Source organism: Pseudomonas coleopterorum, from assembly GCF_900105555.1.
Classification (GTDB): domain Bacteria; phylum Pseudomonadota; class Gammaproteobacteria; order Pseudomonadales; family Pseudomonadaceae; genus Aquipseudomonas; species Aquipseudomonas coleopterorum.
In genome coordinates, this window is sequence record NZ_FNTZ01000001.1 from 1,975,529 (window position 1) to 1,992,611 (window position 17,083).

Annotated in this window: 16 protein-coding genes; 2 read left to right on the top strand and 14 right to left on the bottom strand. The window is 62.0% G+C overall.

Annotated features, from left to right (window positions below):
* Positions 1-894: 894 nt before the first annotated feature.
* The 10 genes from aceA to cspD all read right to left on the bottom strand — a co-directional run bounded on the left by aceA (position 895) and on the right by cspD (position 11,881).
* Complete coding sequence (gene aceA / locus BLV18_RS08965; protein ID WP_090357851.1) at positions 895-2,220, bottom strand: isocitrate lyase; 1,326 nt, start codon at positions 2,218-2,220, stop codon at positions 895-897.
* Between the two features lie 278 nt (positions 2,221-2,498).
* Positions 2,499-3,254 carry a secretin N-terminal domain-containing protein gene (locus tag BLV18_RS08970; protein ID WP_090362150.1) on the bottom strand — a complete coding sequence of 252 codons (756 nt, stop codon included), beginning with the start codon at positions 3,252-3,254 and terminating at the stop codon, positions 2,499-2,501.
* Positions 3,255-3,446: 192 nt separating this feature from the next.
* Positions 3,447-3,872 carry a GNAT family N-acetyltransferase gene (locus BLV18_RS08975; protein WP_090357852.1) on the bottom strand — a complete coding sequence of 142 codons (426 nt, stop codon included), beginning with the start codon at positions 3,870-3,872 and terminating at the stop codon, positions 3,447-3,449.
* The gene (locus BLV18_RS08980) at positions 3,865-5,034 is read right to left on the bottom strand and encodes a ribosomal protein uL16 3-hydroxylase (protein WP_049860098.1); all 1,170 of its coding nucleotides are present in this window, start codon (positions 5,032-5,034) and stop codon (positions 3,865-3,867) included. The genes BLV18_RS08975 and BLV18_RS08980 overlap by 8 nt, the downstream gene beginning before the upstream one ends.
* 84 nt (positions 5,035-5,118) lie before the next feature.
* The gene (gene purB, locus BLV18_RS08985) at positions 5,119-6,489 is read right to left on the bottom strand and encodes an adenylosuccinate lyase (protein WP_043190076.1); all 1,371 of its coding nucleotides are present in this window, start codon (positions 6,487-6,489) and stop codon (positions 5,119-5,121) included.
* Between the two features lie 89 nt (positions 6,490-6,578).
* On the bottom strand, positions 6,579-7,199 hold the full coding sequence (gene hflD, locus BLV18_RS08990) for a high frequency lysogenization protein HflD (RefSeq protein ID WP_056842492.1): 621 nt from the start codon (positions 7,197-7,199) through the stop codon (positions 6,579-6,581).
* Positions 7,196-8,317: a tRNA 2-thiouridine(34) synthase MnmA gene (gene mnmA, locus BLV18_RS08995; RefSeq protein WP_090357854.1), complete on the bottom strand. Its 1,122-nt coding sequence runs from the start codon at positions 8,315-8,317 to the stop codon at positions 7,196-7,198. Before mnmA ends, hflD begins: the two co-directional genes overlap by 4 nt.
* Positions 8,318-8,376: 59 nt before the next feature.
* A complete protein-coding gene (locus BLV18_RS09000) occupies positions 8,377-8,817 on the bottom strand; it encodes an NUDIX hydrolase (RefSeq protein ID WP_090357856.1) in 441 nt (146 codons plus the stop codon).
* Between the two features lie 105 nt (positions 8,818-8,922).
* A complete protein-coding gene (locus BLV18_RS09005; protein ID WP_090357858.1) occupies positions 8,923-11,151 on the bottom strand; it encodes an NADP-dependent isocitrate dehydrogenase in 2,229 nt (742 codons plus the stop codon).
* 460 nt (positions 11,152-11,611) lie between these two features.
* The gene (cspD, locus tag BLV18_RS22590; protein WP_090357860.1) at positions 11,612-11,881 is read right to left on the bottom strand and encodes a cold shock domain-containing protein CspD; all 270 of its coding nucleotides are present in this window, start codon (positions 11,879-11,881) and stop codon (positions 11,612-11,614) included.
* 229 nt (positions 11,882-12,110) lie between these two features.
* On the opposite strand from cspD, the gene clpS reads away from it, so the two are divergent.
* Both clpS and clpA read left to right on the top strand, forming a co-directional pair.
* Complete coding sequence (gene clpS, locus BLV18_RS09015) at positions 12,111-12,473, top strand: ATP-dependent Clp protease adapter ClpS (RefSeq protein ID WP_043190060.1); 363 nt, start codon at positions 12,111-12,113, stop codon at positions 12,471-12,473.
* A 29-nt stretch (positions 12,474-12,502) separates the two neighbouring features.
* Positions 12,503-14,773 carry an ATP-dependent Clp protease ATP-binding subunit ClpA gene (clpA, locus tag BLV18_RS09020; RefSeq protein ID WP_090357862.1) on the top strand — a complete coding sequence of 757 codons (2,271 nt, stop codon included), beginning with the start codon at positions 12,503-12,505 and terminating at the stop codon, positions 14,771-14,773.
* A gap of 140 nt (positions 14,774-14,913) precedes the next feature.
* Here the strand turns inward: clpA and infA are convergent, their stop codons facing one another.
* The 4 genes from infA to BLV18_RS22435 form a co-directional block, all read right to left on the bottom strand.
* Positions 14,914-15,132 (bottom strand): translation initiation factor IF-1, encoded by a 219-nt coding sequence (infA, locus tag BLV18_RS09025; protein WP_002553999.1) that lies wholly within the window; start codon positions 15,130-15,132, stop codon positions 14,914-14,916.
* A 99-nt stretch (positions 15,133-15,231) separates the two neighbouring features.
* On the bottom strand, positions 15,232-15,939 hold the full coding sequence (locus tag BLV18_RS09030) for an arginyltransferase (protein ID WP_090357865.1): 708 nt from the start codon (positions 15,937-15,939) through the stop codon (positions 15,232-15,234).
* Between the two features lie 58 nt (positions 15,940-15,997).
* A complete protein-coding gene (aat, locus tag BLV18_RS09035; RefSeq protein WP_090357868.1) occupies positions 15,998-16,678 on the bottom strand; it encodes a leucyl/phenylalanyl-tRNA--protein transferase in 681 nt (226 codons plus the stop codon).
* 9 nt (positions 16,679-16,687) lie between these two features.
* Complete coding sequence (locus BLV18_RS22435; protein WP_208598850.1) at positions 16,688-17,065, bottom strand: hypothetical protein; 378 nt, start codon at positions 17,063-17,065, stop codon at positions 16,688-16,690.
* Positions 17,066-17,083 lie beyond the last annotated feature (18 nt).

The following is a 17,083-nucleotide window of genomic DNA, read 5'->3' on the forward strand; positions in this document are numbered from 1 at the left end:
CGGGTTCTTCCCGTGAAGGCTACACCGCGGTCCACCAGATACAACGCGCCAAACCCTTCGCGGGCAGAGCCCGCTCCCACAAGGATCGGTGGCAGCCCCTGTGGGAGTGGGTTCTACCCGCGAAGGCCACACCGCGGTCTACCAGCTACACCGCGACGAATTCTTCGAGGGCAGAGCCCGCTCCCACAAGAATCGATGGCAGCCCCTTGTGGGAGCGGGTTCTACCCGCGAAAGCCACACCGCGGTCCAGCAGATACACCGCACCAATCCTTTCGCGGGCAGAGCCCACTCCCACAGAGATCGATGGCAGCCCCTTGTGGGAGCGGGTTCTACCCGCGAAAGCCACACCGCGGTCCAGCAGATACACCGCGCCAAACCCTTCGCAGGCAGAGCCCACTCCCACAAGGATCGATGGCAGCCCCTTGTGGGAGCGGGTTCTACCCGCGAAAGCCGCGCTGCGGTCTGCCAGATACACCGCGCCGAACCCTTCGCAGGCAGAGCCCGCTCCCACAGGGATCGATGGCAGCCCCTTGTGGGAGCGGGTTCTACCCGCGAAAGCCACACCGCGGTTCTGCAGGTACACCGCGCCAAACCCTTCGCGGGCAGAGCCCGCTCCCACAGGAATCGATGGCAGCCCCTTGTGGGAGCGGGTTCTACCCGCGAAGATCACACCGCGGTCCAGCAGATGCAACGCGCCAAATCCTTCGCGGGCAGAGCCCGCTCCCACAGGGATCGATGGCAGCCCCTGTGGGAGCGGGTTCTACCCGCGAAGGCCGCGCTGCGGTTTGGCAGGTACAGCGCGGTGAATCCTTCGCGGGCAGAGCCCGCTCCCACAGGGATATCTGCTACCCAGGGAGGCAGCTGCTCCGCCGAGGGAGCAGCTTGACTGGGAGATCAGTGGAACTGGTCTTCCTCGGTGGAGCCGGTGAGTGCGGTGACCGACGAGGCGCCGCCCTGGATCACGGTGGTCATGTCGTCGAAGTAGCCGGTGCCCACTTCCTGCTGGTGCGCCACGAAGGTGTAGCCCTTTTCGGCATCGGCGAACTCCTGCTCCTGCAGCTTCACGTAGGCCGTCATGTCGTTGCGCGCGTAGTCGTGGGCCAAGCTGAACATGCCGTGCCACATGTTGTGGATCCCGGCCAGGGTGATGAACTGGTGCTTGTAGCCCATCGCCGACAGCTCGCGCTGGAATTTGGCGATGGTTGCGTCATCCAGGTTCTTCTTCCAGTTGAAGGATGGCGAGCAGTTGTACGAGAGCAACTGGTCCGGGTACTCGCGCTTGATGGCCTCGGCGAAGCGACGTGCCTCGTCCAGATCCGGCTTGGCGGTTTCGCACCAAATGAGATCGGCATAGGGCGCGTAGGCCAAACCGCGGGCGATCGCCTGATCCAGACCGGCACGCACTTTGTAGAAGCCCTCGGGCGTACGGGTGCCCGTCACGAACGGCTGGTCGTAAGGGTCGCAGTCCGAGGTCAGCAGGTCGGCCGCGTTGGCATCGGTCCGCGCCAGGATAATAGTGGGCACGCCGGCAACGTCGGCAGCCAGGCGAGCGGCGGTGAGCTTCTGTACGGCCTCCTGGGTCGGCACCAGCACCTTGCCGCCCATGTGCCCGCATTTTTTCACCGAAGCCAGCTGATCTTCGAAGTGCACGCCGGCGGCGCCTGCTTCGATCATGCTCTTCATCAGTTCATAGGCATTGAGCACGCCACCGAACCCGGCTTCGGCATCGGCCACGATCGGTGCGAAGTAGTCGATGTAGCCCTGGTCGCCTGGGTTCTTGCCGGCTTTCCACTGAATCTGGTCGGCCCGTCGAAACGAGTTGTTGATGCGCTTGACCACGGTCGGCACCGAGTCGACCGGGTACAGCGACTGGTCGGGGTACATGGATTCGGCGGAGTTATTGTCGGCCGCCACCTGCCAGCCCGACAGGTAGATGGCCTGAATGCCGGCCTTGACCTGCTGCACCGCCTGGCCGCCGGTGAGCGCGCCCATGCAGTTGACGAAGTCCTTGTCGGGGCGGAATGACGGCTTGGCGCCCTGGGTCACCAGGTTCCAGAGCTTCTCCGCGCCAAGGCGGGCCAACGTGTGCTCGGGTTGAACCGAGCCGCGCAGGCGGACCACGTCGGCGGGCGAGTAGTTGCGCGTTACACCTTTCCAGCGCGGGTTTTCAGCCCAGTCTTTTGCAAGGGCCGCTTCTTGTTGTTCGCGTGTCAGTGCCATGGAGATAAACCTCGTGCATAGGTTCGATGATGGGGTGCTGCGCCAGGCGCTGCGTGTGCCGAACACTTGATCGGCGCTCGCCGAACCTGCGCCTGCCGGTGGGCAGGGGCACGGTTCGGTGAGGGCGAGGCCATCATGCCCCACGGATTTTCTGCACGTCAAACGTTTTGTAGTGAAAAATACAAAGCACTACATTTCTTTCGATTCAGCGACTGGGCGGTCAGTTTTCGGGGCCTTGGTCGTCCGCATGTCTTTGGAGCAGGCGGCGGGCCATCGGCTCAATCCAGCGCGTCGACTTTCACGCGCACGGTGGTGTCGTTTCGGCCTTGAGTGCTGTACTGGCGGGCGATGCCTTGCTGATTGATGCTCGAATGTTCGTTCATCCCAGCCACGGTGATCCATTCGCCGAGCCGACCGCTGAGAGTGGATTGAGTGCTTTGCACGTTGACCACGTCGGCCCGTTCCTGGCTCATGCGGTCGTTGTTTGTAGCGATGTTGAGATGCACTACATCGCCGGTCAGGCTGGCCGTGACGTAGAAGCCTTGAGTCACCTCGCGGTATTCGGTCTGCGCTTGCAGGCGACCATAGGCGTCGGTGCCGGCTGTGGTGAGCGGGACGCTTTGGCCGATCTGGATCAGGGCGGGGCTGCCTTCGCTGGCCTGTACCTGCTGCACGCCACCGCTGCGGTTGTCGGTGCCGTACTGGATGATGCGCGTGGTGCCGCCGCCGTTGACCCGATAGCCGCGCTGGTTGGCAGTATTGCTGTCGCTGGTGTCGACGCTGATCAGCAGCCTTCGCGCCGGCTTGTCCAGCTGTTCGAGCAGAGCGGTAAGTTCGTCCAGCTTGTCTGGCTCGGCGTTGACCACCAACTGGTTGCCATAGGCCGCGACGGTGCCGTCACGTCCCACCAGCTGTTGGGCAATGGGGAGGATGTCGGCACTGGTGCGATAGTGGAGGGGCATGACCTGTGTGGCGGCATTGGCCCCGGTGGCGAGGCACAACAGCAGGCTGGCGAACAGAAGGTGCAGCGGCATGTCCATGATCTCCGCATTGAGTGTGCGGACCAGTATGGCATGCTGGAGCGGCCGGTCGTGGTGCATCAGACAGCCCGCAGCGTAGGTTCGCGGCCAATGACCGCTCCTACAAGTCCCACGCATTCTTGCTTGTAGGAGCGGTCCGTGGCCGCGAACCGTGCTCTGGGGTCTGTCGAGCAGACCCCAGCGCGATCAATCCGGCGTGCGGACCATGTCCACATGGGGCAGGCCGGCTTCGAGGAACTCGCCGCTGACGACGCGGAAGCCATGGTGTTCGTAGAACGCCGTGGCGTGCACCTGAGCGCTGAGTTTCTGTTCGTGCAGACCCAGCGTATTGGCATGGGCGATGACCGCTTGCAGCAGTTTGTCGCCCACCCGAAGCCCACGCCAATCCTTGAGCACCGAGACTCGGCCGATTTCACCGTCGGCGAGCAAGCGGGCGGTACCTACCGCGTAGTCGCCTTCGACGGCCAGGAAATGCACCGCGCTCAGATCGTCTTCATCCCACTCGAGTTCGGCCGGAATCGACTGCTCGGCGATGAACACCGCCTCGCGAATGCGCCGGATGTCTCGGTTGTCCTTGTGCCAGTCGGCCACGCGTACTTCGACGCTATTCATCGATGGCGAACCCCAGGCTCCCTTGCTTCACCAGTTCACACAGCAACGCGCGACCCTGCTCGTCATTCATCCAGGGCCCCAGGTTGTCGATATGCAAGGCATCGGCCGCGCAGATCAATTTCAACAGATCGCGCAGTTCACCTGGCAACAGACGGCTCTGGCCGCTGGCGAACAACAGCAGGTCCTCGTCGACTTCCGACCAGGCCAGGCGCGCGCTCGGGTTGCGCACCAGCAAGGCGCCCTGTTCCAGCTCCGCCAGCAGATCGGCTTCGGCCACTTCTTCACCTGCCACCAGTTCCGGGTAGCGCGGTTCGGTCATGAACTGGCCGAACCAGGTCAGCAGCAGGCGCTCGTCGCTCATGTGCTCGGCCAGCAGGCGCTTGAGGCGGTCCAGCGCGTCGTGCTGAATCTGGTGTGGGTCGACCGCAGGCACGGCATCGGCGTCGCTGTAGCGTTCTTCGTCCGGCAGGAACTGGCTGAGGAAGTCGGTAAAGTGGGTCAGCACTTCGGCTGCGCTCGGGGCGCGGAAACCTACCGAATAAGTCATGCAGTCGTCCACGGCCACACCGCAGTGGGCCAGGCGCGGCGGCAGGTACAGCATGTCGCCCGGCTCCAGGGTCCACTCTTCGCTCTGCTGGAAGTCAGCCAGGATGCGCAGATCCGGATGATCGAGCAGCGGGCTCTGGGAGTCGCACATCTGCCCGACTTTCCAGTTGCGCTTGCCCAGGCCTTGCAGCAAGAACACGTCGTAGTTGTCGAAGTGCGGGCCTACACCACCGCCAGGCGCTGCGAAGCTAATCATTACATCGTCGATGCGCCAGCTCGGCAGAAAGCGGAAGTGCTCGAGCAGTTCGGCCACTTCCGGCACGAACTGGTCGACGGCCTGAACGAGCAGGGTCCATTCGGTTTCCGGCAGCTTGCTGAACTCGTCTTCGGCGAAGGGACCACGACGCATTTCCCATGGCTGGGCGCCGTGCTCGATGACGATCCGCGACTCGACTTCTTCTTCCAGCGCGAGGCCGGCCAGTTCGTCGGCGCTCAACGGGTTTTCGAAATCGGTGAAGGCCTGGCGCACCAGCAGGGGTTTTTTCTGCCAGTAGTCGCGGAGGAATTCAGCGGCAGTCAGACCGCCCAGTATTTGAAGTGGAGTGTTAGATTTCATGTGTAACCTGCTGAATAATATTGCTTTTATAGCCGGAATAAAAACGCCCGGCGAAGCCGGGCGTCGAAGCGTCGGTGGCGAGTGTCAGACGCGTTTGGCCTGAGCGGCCGCATTGCCGATGTAATTGGCTGGCGTCAACTGCTTGAGCTCGGCCTTGGCCTGGTCGGGCATGTCCAAGCCGTCGATGAAGGTCTGCAGGGCTTCAGGGCTGATGCCCTTGCCGCGAGTCAGCTCCTTGAGCTTCTCGTAGGGGTTCTCGATGTCGTAGCGGCGCATGACCGTCTGAATCGGCTCGGCCAACACTTCCCAGCACGCGTCCAGATCTTCAGCAATGCGTTGAGTATTGATCTCCAACTTGCTGATTCCCTTGAGACTTGCCTCGTACGCGATGACGCTGTGGGCGAAGCCTACACCCAGGTTGCGCAGTACGGTGGAGTCAGTCAGGTCGCGCTGCCAGCGCGAGATCGGCAGCTTGCTCGCCAGGTGCTGGAACAACGCGTTGGCGATGCCCAGGTTGCCTTCCGAGTTCTCGAAGTCGATCGGGTTGACCTTGTGCGGCATGGTCGAGGAACCGATTTCGCCAGCGATGGTGCGCTGCTTGAAATAGCCCAGGGAGATGTAGCCCCAGATGTCCCGATCGAAGTCGATGAGGATGGTGTTGAAACGGGCGATCGCATCGAACAGCTCGGCGATGTAGTCGTGCGGCTCGATCTGCGTGGTGTAGGGGTTGAAGCCCAGGCCCAGCTCGTCTTCGATGAAGGCGCGGGCGTTGGCTTCCCAATCGATCTGTGGGTAGGCCGAAAGGTGTGCGTTGTAGTTGCCTACCGCACCGTTGATCTTGCCCAGCAGCGGCACCGCTGCCACCTGGGCGATCTGGCGCTCGAGGCGGTACACCACGTTCGCCAGCTCCTTGCCCAGGGTCGTTGGCGAAGCGGGCTGGCCGTGGGTGCGCGACAGCATCGGCACATCGGCGAAGCGGTGGGCCAGTTCCCGGATCGACTCGGCGATCTGGCGCATCAGCGGCAGCATGACGTCGTCGCGGCCTTCGCGCAGCATCAGGGCGTGGGACAGGTTGTTGATGTCCTCGCTGGTGCAGGCGAAGTGGATGAACTCGCTGACCTTGGCCAGCTCCGGCAGCTTGGCGGCCTGCTCCTTGAGCAGGTACTCGATGGCTTTGACGTCGTGGTTGGTGGTGCGCTCGATTTCCTTGACGCGCTCGGCGTGCTCCAGGGCGAAATCACTGGCCAGCACGTCCAGCACGGCGTTGGCCTCTGCCGAGAAAGCCGGTACTTCGGCGATTTGCGGATGCGCGGCGAGGCGCTGCAACCAGCGCACCTCGACCAGGGCGCGGAAGCGAATCAGGCCGTACTCGCTGAAGATGGTACGAAGGGCCTGGGTTTTGCCGGCGTAGCGGCCGTCTACAGGGGAAACCGCAGTGAGCGAAGAAAGCTGCATGGGTATTCTCGGACAGTCGGGCTTTGAAAAGGGCGCGAATTATACATGAAAAAAGCCGGTTGGGCGGCGCGGGCCGACCGTTCGGCCGTTCATCCGCGCATCAGGGGGTACAGCTCTCGCAGCAGTTTGCGGCGGCTGATCACCAGCTGCCAGCGATGTCCGCCCAGTTGCCGCCACAGCCGCGCCGAGCGAATGCCGGCCAGCAGCAGCGCGCGAATCTTCGAGGCGTTGTTGGGTTGCTGCAGGTGGCGCGTATCGCCATGCACCTGAATGCGTTGGCGCAGTGTGCTCAGGGTGTCCTGGTAGAGCGCACCGGTGGCCGCGATGACGTTCTCATGGCCCTGGCCGAAATGCTCCACCTGATTCTGGATCTGCGGGATGCGCTTGCCGATGATGTCCAGCATCTCGCCGCGTTTGGCCAGCTGCCGCTCCAGACCCAGCATCGACAGGGCATAGCGCAGCGGCTCGCGCTGCAGGCTGCCAGGGTCACGCTCCAGTGCACTGGACAGCGCGCCGTAGCCTTCGCGCAGGTGGCTGTCGTCACCACCGTAGACCTGCAGCGTATTCTGCGGATCGACCACCAGCAGGCTGCCCAGCAGACAGGCAACCTCGGCCTCGGCGGCGGAACCGGTCTTGGCGATCCGGTCGACCAGTACGGCCGCCTGGAACACCGCACCCAGCGCTACCAGTTGTTCCTGCAGATTGTTCATGACTGGCTCCAGGGCTCGGCGACTTCGATGACGCCGCCGCCCAGGCAGATTTCGCCGTCGTAGAACACCACCGACTGACCCGGAGTGACCGCCCGTTGCGGCTCGTCGAACACGGCGCGATAGCCTTCGGCGGTCTGTTCCAGGGTGCAGGTCTGGTCGCTCTGCCGGTAGCGGACCTTGGCGGTCAGGCGCCGCGGCTCGGTCAGGTCCACCGGGTTCACCCAATAGATTTCCGAGGCGAGCAGGGCGCGGGAGAACAGCAGCGGGTGTTCGTTGCCCTGGCCGACGATCAGTTCGTTGTTGGCCAGGTCCTTGATCAGCACATACCAGGGATCGTCGCCAGCGTCCTTCAGACCGCCGATGCCCAGGCCCTGGCGCTGGCCGATGGTGTGGTACATCAAGCCATGGTGGCGGCCGATGACGTCGCCGTCGGTGGTCTTGATCTCGCCTGGCTGGGCTGGCAGGTACTGCTTGAGGAAATCGCTGAAGCGTCGTTCGCCGATGAAGCAGATGCCGGTGGAATCCTTTTTCTTGGCGGTCGCCAGGCCGTGCATCTCGGCAATCGCGCGCACTTCCGGCTTTTCCAGCTCGCCCACGGGGAACAGCGTACGGGCGATCTGCTCGCCACCCACGGCATGCAGGAAATAGCTCTGGTCCTTGTTCGGATCCAGGCCTTTGAGCAGTTGGGTCTGCCCGTCGATGTCGCGGCGACGCACGTAGTGACCAGTGGCGATCAGGTCGGCACCCAGCATCAGTGCGTAGTCCAGGAACGCCTTGAACTTGATCTCGCGGTTGCACAGGATGTCCGGGTTCGGCGTGCGGCCGGCCTTGTATTCTTCCAGGAAATGCTCGAAGACGTTGTCCCAGTATTCGGCGGCGAAGTTGGCCGTGTGCAGCTTGATGCCCAGCTTGTCGCAGACGGCCTGGGCGTCCGCCAGGTCCTCGCGCGCCGTACAGTATTCGGTTCCGTCGTCTTCTTCCCAGTTCTTCATGAACAGGCCTTCCACGTGGTAGCCCTGCTCCATCAGCAGAAGGGCGGACACGGACGAGTCGACGCCGCCGGACATGCCGACGATGACGCGCTGCTTTGCACAGTGGCGGGGAGCTGGCTCACGCATAGGGATTCGATGGGGTCTCTGAAAAGGACGCGATTCTAACAGGGTAAGCTGCAAAACGCTCAGGTGCGAATCAGCTCCAGGCTGTGCAGCGGTCCGTTCAGGTAGTCGTCCAGGCATTGCATGACCAGCTCGCTGCGCAGTCGATGGCCCTGTGCGGCCAGCTCGTCGCGGGTCAGCCAGGTGGTGCCGCTGATGTCCGGATCCAGTTCGAGCTCGGGGTTCAGGTGCAAGGGGCGTGCACTGAAGCAGATGCGCTGGTAGGTCACGCCGTTGCTGGGCGCGGTGTACAGGTACACGCCTACCACACCGGTCAGTTCGACGTCCCAGGCGGTTTCTTCCAGCGTCTCGCGCAGCGCTGCCTGCAGCAGATTTTCGTTGGGTTCCAGATGGCCGGCAGGCTGGTTGAGCACCAGGCGTCCGCCTTTCATTTCCTCGACGAACAGAAAACGCCCGTCGTCCTCGATGATGGTGGCGACGGTGATGTGGGGTTGCCAGGTCATGGTGATATCTCCCTGTGACGCAGCCGCTCCCCACGAGGGTCGCGGGAGCCAGAAAAAGTCAGCCCCGGCACAAGGCCGGGGCTGAGGGTGTTACCGAGGCAAACCTTACACCAGCGAAGCGATCGCGGCGTTCAGGGTTTCACTCGGGCGCATGGCCTTGCGGGTCAGCTCGGCATCGGCGTAGTAGTAGCCACCGATGTCCACTGGCTTGCCCTGAACGGCGTTGAGCTCGGCGACGATCTTCGCCTCGTTCTCGGCCAGGGTCTTGGCCAGCGGGGCGAACTGCGCCTTGAGGGCAGCGTCGTCGTTCTGCTCGGCCAGGGCCTGGGCCCAGTACAGCGCCAGGTAGAAGTGGCTGCCGCGGTTGTCGATGTTGCCGACCTTGCGCGATGGCGACTTGTTGTTGTCGAGGAACTGGCCGGTGGCCTTGTCCAGCGTTGCGGCCAGTACCAGCGCCTTGGGGTTGTCGTAGGTGCTGCCCAGGTGCTCCAGCGAAGCGGCCAGGGCCAGGAACTCACCCAGCGAATCCCAGCGCAGGAAGTTTTCTTCCACCAACTGCTGGACATGCTTGGGGGCCGAGCCGCCAGCGCCGGTTTCGAACAGGCCACCGCCGTTCATCAGCGGCACGATCGACAGCATCTTGGCGCTGGTGCCCAGTTCCATGATCGGGAACAGGTCGGTCAGGTAGTCGCGCAGCACGTTGCCGGTGACGGAGATGGTGTCCTGCCCTGCGCGAATGCGCTTGAGCGAGAACGCCATGGCATCGACCGGCGACATGATCTGGATGTCCAGGCCATTGGTGTCGTGGTCCTTGAGGTACTTCTGCACCTTTTCGATCATCACGGCGTCGTGGGCGCGCGCCGGGTCGAGCCAGAACACGGCGGGGGTGCTGCTGGCGCGGGCACGGTTGACGGCAAGCTTGACCCAGTCCTGGATCGGCGCGTCCTTGGTCTGGCACATGCGGAACACGTCACCAGCCTCGACCTTCTGCTCCATGAGCACGCGGCCATTGCTGTCGCTGACGCGAACCACGCCATCGGCGGCGATCTGGAAGGTCTTGTCGTGGGAGCCGTACTCTTCGGCTTTCTGCGCCATCAGGCCAACGTTGGGCACGCTGCCCATGGTGGTCGGATCGAAGGCGCCGTGCTTCTTGCAGTCTTCGATGGCGGCCTGGTAGATGCTGGCGTAGCAGCGATCCGGGATCACGGCCTTGGTGTCCTGCAGCACGCCTTCGGCGTTCCACATCTTGCCCGAGTCACGGATCATGGCCGGCATCGAGGCGTCGACGATCACGTCGCTGGGTACGTGCAGGTTGGTAATGCCTTTGTCGGAGTTGACCATGGCCAGGGCGGGACGGGTGGCATAGACGGCCTGGACGTCGGCTTCGATCTGCGCCTGCTGTTCCGCCGGCAGCGATTTGATGCGTGCGTACAGATCGCCAATGCCGTTGTTCAGGTTGAAACCGACCTGCTCCAGCGCGTCGGCGTGCTTGTCCAGCGCCTGCTGGTAGAACTCGGCGACGATCTGGCCGAACATGATCGGGTCGGAGACCTTCATCATGGTGGCCTTGAGGTGCACGGAGAACAACACGCCTTGCTTCTTGGCGTCTTCGATCTCGGCGGCGACGAAGGCGCGCAGGGCCTTCTTGCTCAGTGCGGCGCAGTCGATGATCTCGCCGGCCAGGACCTTGGTCTTTTCTTTCAGTACGGTGGTGCTGCCGTCATTGCCGACCAGCTCGATCTTGACGCTGCCGTCGGCTTCGATCAGGGCGCTTTTTTCGCTGCCGTAGAAGTCGCCGCTGCTCATGTGGGCCACATGGGACTTGGAGTCGGCCGCCCAGGCACCCATCTTGTGTGGGTGCTTGCGTGCGTAGTTCTTGACCGACAGCGGGGCGCGGCGGTCGGAGTTGCCTTCGCGCAGGACCGGGTTCACGGCGCTGCCCTTGACCTTGTCGTAGCGGGCGCGGGTGTCCTTGTCGGCCTCGGATTCGGCGCTGTCCGGGTAGTCGGGCAGGTCGAAGCCCTGATCCTGCAGCTCCTTGATGGCGGCCTTGAGCTGCGGTACCGAAGCGCTAATGTTCGGCAGCTTGATGATGTTCGCTTCAGGCGTGGTGGCCAGGGTGCCCAGCTCGGCGAGATCGTCCGGGACGGGTTTGCCGGCCTGCAGACGCTCGGGGAAGCTTGAAAGGATGCGCGCTGCCAGGGAGATGTCGCGCGTCTCGACGGCGATGTCCGAGGAAGCGGTGAAGGCTTCGATGATCGGCAGCAGCGAATAGGTGGCCAAGGCTGGCGCTTCGTCGGTGAAGGTGTAGATGATCTTTGAGCGGGTGGGCATAATCGAATTAACTCTCTTCTTTGCTGAGCGTGCACAGAATCTCGAGATGCGCAGGATAGGCGCTTTCGCTCGTTGTCATCAATGAGGCGAAAAGTCGAGCATTCGTCGCGGTGATGTGGGATGCATCAGTAGAGCGTCAAGCGGTCGACCGGCAACAAACGGCCCCAAGAATGGCCCCAAGACAACTCGCACGAGCGGACCGGTCCGACCAGGGTGACCCTGTGGTCACTGCGGCAGTATACCACTGGTCGTGGCGATGAATACTGTGTAGGGGCACAAAGCTGCGGCGCCGGGTTCACTGGAAACGCATGCGCCTGAAACGAGACAGGCCATCCGTCTGGATGGCCTGTCCGTGTGTGCATCGAACCAGAAGGTGGTGCAATGACGGCGAGTAAACGCTCCGGTTGCAGGGCATGGGCCCACGGAACGCTTGCTCGCGATCACTGTGCCAGCTTGAGCATCACGCGTCCGCGGACTCCTTGGTCTGGTTGTCGGACGTGACAGTGGCGGCTTCGGACGTCGCTGTCTGCGCCGCCTGGATTTTCACCGCGTGCAGACCCTTGGGGCCCTGGATAATGTCGAAGACCACGGCCTGACCTGCCTTCAGCGTCTTGTAGCCTTCCATACCGATGGCGGAGAAATGAGCGAAAAGATCCTCGTCCTTGCCGTCCTCGATGATGAAGCCGTAGCCCTTGGCATTGTTGAACCACTTGACTTTACCACTGTGCATACCCATATCCCTCTGCAAAGGACTCCAGCTCTGGAGTATCATCCACTTCATGCGCAACCAATCGATTGAAAAAATTTGGTTGACTGCGCGGACCTTTCTTCCCCAATGTGGGTTCTACTGTTTGTAACACCGTTTTGCCGATAGTCAAGGTCATGCGGCGGCCGAGTCAAAATTCGGTCACAAGGTCCAACCCACTACTTCTATTCGCTCAACGATGAATCTTCTTTCCATGCATGCATTCAGTCAGATTCGACTAACCTTCAATCAAGACCGCCCGCAGTCGCACGAGGACGATTCGGCAGGCATTGCCGTTCAGGAATCCAAGCCGGCATTACAGGCCCCACCGATGTACAAGGTGGTTCTATTCAACGACGACTACACCCCGATGGATTTCGTCGTCGAAATCCTCGAGGTTTTTTTCAATCTGAATCGTGAGCTGGCGACCAAGGTCATGCTGGCCGTCCATACCGAAGGACGGGCAGTATGCGGATTGTTTACCCGAGACATCGCCGAAACAAAGGCCATGCAGGTCAACCAGTACGCCAGGGAAAGCCAGCATCCGCTACTCTGTGAAATCGAGAAGGACGGTTAACGCCGACCACTTGGGTATGAGGTGAAGCTATGTTAAACCGCGAGCTCGAAGTCACGCTCAATCTTGCCTTCAAGGAAGCGCGCTCCAAGCGTCATGAATTCATGACCGTGGAACACCTTCTGCTGGCGCTATTGGACAACGAGGCAGCCGCCACCGTTTTGCGGGCGTGCGGCGCCAATCTCGACAAACTCAAACACGACCTGCAGGAGTTCATCGACTCCACCACGCCGTTGATCCCTGTGCATGACGAGGATCGCGAGACCCAGCCGACCCTGGGCTTCCAGCGTGTGCTGCAGCGTGCCGTGTTCCACGTACAAAGTTCGGGCAAGCGAGAAGTCACCGGCGCCAACGTGCTGGTGGCGATCTTCAGCGAACAGGAAAGCCAGGCCGTGTTCCTGCTCAAGCAGCAGAGTGTGGCGCGGATCGATGTGGTCAACTACATCGCCCACGGCATTTCCAAGGTCCCCGGCCACGGCGACAGCTCCGAAGGCGAGCAGGAGATGCAGGACGAGGAAGGTGGCGACACCTCCACGTCGAGCAACCCGCTGGACGCCTATGCCAGCAACCTCAACGAGCTGGCGCGCCAGGGTCGCATCGATCCGCTGGTGGGGCGCGAGAGCGAAGTCGAGCGCGTTGCGCAGATCCTCGCCCGTCGCCGCAAGAACAACCCGTTGCTGGTGGGCGAGGCAGGCGTGGGCAAGACGGCCATCGCCGAGGGCCTGGCCAAGCGCATCGTCGACAGTCAGGTGCCCGACCTGCTCGCCAACAGCGTCGTGTATTCCCTCGACCTGGGTGCGCTGCTGGCCGGCACCAAGTACCGCGGTGATTTCGAGAAGCGCTTCAAGGCGTTGCTCGGTGAGCTGAAGAAGCGTCCGCAAGCCATCCTGTTCATCGACGAGATCCACACCATCATCGGTGCGGGCGCGGCGTCGGGCGGGGTGATGGACGCCTCCAACCTGCTTAAGCCACTGCTGTCCTCCGGGGATATCCGTTGCATCGGTTCGACCACGTTCCAGGAATTCCGCGGCATCTTCGAGAAGGACCGTGCCCTGGCACGACGCTTCCAGAAAGTCGATGTGTCCGAGCCGTCGGTGGAAGACACCATCGGTATCCTGCGCGGCCTCAAGGGGCGTTTCGAGCAGCACCACAACATCGAGTACAGTGACGAAGCACTGCGTGCCGCCGCGGAGTTGGCCTCGCGCTACATCAATGACCGGCACATGCCCGACAAGGCCATCGACGTCATCGACGAAGCCGGTGCCTATCAGCGTCTGCAACCAGAGGCCAATCGGGTCAAGCGCATCGAAGTGCCTCAGGTCGAGGACATCGTGGCCAAGATCGCGCGGATTCCGCCAAAGCACGTGACCAGCTCCGACAAGGAACTGCTGCGTAATCTGGAGCGTGACCTCAAGCTCACCGTATTCGGCCAGGACGCTGCCATCGATTCGCTGGCCACCGCCATCAAGCTTTCGCGTGCGGGCCTCAAGGCGCCGGACAAGCCGGTCGGCTCGTTCCTGTTCGCAGGTCCCACCGGTGTGGGCAAGACCGAGGCTGCGCGGCAGTTGGCCAAGGCGCTGGGCGTGGAGTTGGTGCGCTTCGACATGTCCGAGTACATGGAGCGTCATACCGTTTCGCGTCTGATCGGTGCGCCGCCCGGCTACGTTGGTTTCGACCAGGGCGGGTTGCTGACCGAGGCCATCACCAAGCAGCCGCATTGCGTGCTGTTGCTCGATGAAATCGAGAAGGCTCACCCTGAAGTCTTCAACTTGCTGCTGCAGGTGATGGACCACGGGACCCTGACCGACAACAACGGTCGCAAGGCGGACTTCCGTAACGTGATTCTCATCATGACCACCAACGCCGGTGCCGAAACCGCTGCACGTGCCTCGATCGGGTTTACCCATCAGGACCATTCTTCGGACGCCATGGAAGTGATCAAGAAGAGCTTCACGCCCGAGTTCCGCAACCGTCTGGACACCATCATCCAGTTCGGTCGCCTGAGCCACGAAGTCATCAAGAGCGTGGTCGACAAGTTCCTCACCGAGCTTCAGGCGCAGCTGGAAGACAAGCGTGTGCAACTGGAGGTCACCGACGCCGCTCGCGGGTGGTTGGCGGCCGGTGGCTACGACGTGCAGATGGGTGCGCGGCCGATGGCGCGCTTGATCCAGGACAAGATCAAGCGGCCGTTGGCGGAAGAAATCCTATTCGGCGAGTTGGCCGAGCATGGCGGCGTGGTGCACATCGACATCAAGGACGGCGAGCTGACCTTTGATTTCGAGACCACGGCGGAGATGGCATGACGGCCTGACGCGGCTCGCGCCGCTGCTACAGGGGTGTGTGCAATCCCTGTAGCAGCGGCGCAAGCCGCTTAGCTTTCAATGTCCAAACCCTGCGCACACAAAAACGCCCGGCAATGCCGGGCGTTTTCATGTGTCTCGGTTCAGCGAGCGCGGTAGGTGATGCGCCCTTTGCTCAAATCATAGGGCGTCAGTTCAACACGCACCTTGTCACCGGTCAGAATACGAATGTAGTTCTTGCGCATCTTGCCGGAGATATGCGCGGTTACGACGTGCCCGTTTTCCAACTCCACGCGAAACATGGTGTTGGGCAGGGTGTCGACGACAGTGCCTTCCATTTCGAAGCTGTCTTCTTTCGACATGCAGTAAAACCCTCGGTATCCAGTTGATGGCCCGGTGCAACTGCGCCAGGCAAAAGCGGCGTGCATTGTGCCCGAAAAAGGGGGCTCAAGCCAAGGGGTTCAGTTAAGAGTCACCCATCTCTGGTTGATAAGCAGCTCGATCGGGCGATATTGGGTCTTGTAATTCATCTTCTGACAGTTCTTGATCCAGTACCCCAGATAGACCGCATCCAGATTCAAGCGACGGGCTTCCTCGATCTGCCAGAGAATCGCCAGGCGGCCCAGGCTACGGCGTTCCTCGGTCGGTTCGTAGAAGGTGTACACGGCGGACAGGCCGTTGGGCAGTACGTCGGTCACAGCGACTGCCACCAGCTTCCCCTGCAGGCGAAATTCGTAAAAGCGGGAAAAGGGCAGGTCGCGCACCAGGAAGGTCGAGAATTGATCCCGGCTGGGCGGAAACATGTCGCCATCGGCGTGACGCTGCTCGATGTAACGCTGGTACAGATCGAAGTACTCTTCGGTGAAGCGCGGGGTGGCGCAGGTCACCTGCACGTCGGGGTTGCGCTTGAGGATGCGTTTCTGCTGGCGTGAAGGGGTGAAACCCGCTGTCGGGATGCGCGCCGGCACGCAGGCGCTGCAGCGCTGGCAGTGCGGCCGGTAGAGATGGTCGCCGCTGCGGCGGAAACCCATTTCCGAGAGGTCGGCATAGACATTGACGTCCATCGGCTGGCTCGGATCGAGAAACAAGGTCGTGGCTTGCTCGTCGGGCAGGTAGCTGCACGAATGGGGTTGAGTGGCATAGAACTTCAAACGCGCCAACTCAGTCATGATGAACCCTCGGAATGAAACCAGTACGTTCAGTGTATGCCAGTGCTGGATAACTCGCCTAGCGCCGCCACGTCGCGCTGTTGGGCTGGTCCAGGTATTGGCTCAGGTAGCCGGCAAATACGTCGCGGGGAATGCTTCGCGCACCCAGGCTGTGCAGATGGTCGGTCGGCATCTGGCAATCGATCAGCACGAACCCGGCTTGCTGCAGGTGTTCGATCAGGGTCACGAAACCAACCTTCGAGGCATTGTCGGCACGGCTGAACATCGACTCGCCGAAGAACAGCCGGCCCATGGCCAGGCCGTAGAGTCCGCCCACCAGCGCATCGTCGTCCCACACTTCGACCGAGTGGGCGTGACCCTGCTCGTGCAGGGCAAGGTAGGCACGTTGCATGTCGTCGGTGATCCAGGTCCCGTCCGTGTAGTTCCGTGGCCCGGCGCACTCGGCAATCACTGCTGCGAAGTCACGGTCGAACGTGACCCTGAAACGGCCTTGGCGCAGGACTTTGCGCAGGCTGCGGGAAACGTGCACTTCGGCGGGCAGCAGCACGGTGCGCGGATCGGGTGACCACCACAGAATCGGTTGGCCTTCCTCGAACCAGGGGAAGCAGCCGTGTCGGTAGGCCTGGATCAGGCGCTCGGGACTGAGGTCGCCGCCAGCGGCGAGCAGGCCGTTGGGCTCGCGCATGGCTTTGCTCAGGGGTGGAAAGACCAATTCGTTTCGTTTGAGCCAAGTCAGCATGGTTGTTCGCTACGGCAGGGGAGGGTGGTACGGGTGGGCGATGGGTTCATCCTGCCATGATCCGGCTGGTCCGCCAACGTGCACCGCCGATGCAGCGTGGTCTGCCTGCACGGTACCGGGCACGATTGGGGTGGCAGCTTTCATGTAACTTTTCTGTGCTTTTGCAGTCCCACGTGACTGTTCTTCAAGATCCGCGCGTAAGGTCTTGTCGGTAAAGGTAATGTGTCGTTGAATCCATCTGTGATTCGGCGCAATGGCGGTGTATGAGAGCGCACCGCGGCAGATGCTCATATTGCGGATGCGCGAATTGCCGACAAACCCGTACAATGCGATCTTTGCAGGGCCCGTTCCCAACCGATACTGGCCATTTGCTGTGTTTTTAGTCATTCATCAGTTGCGCGCTCC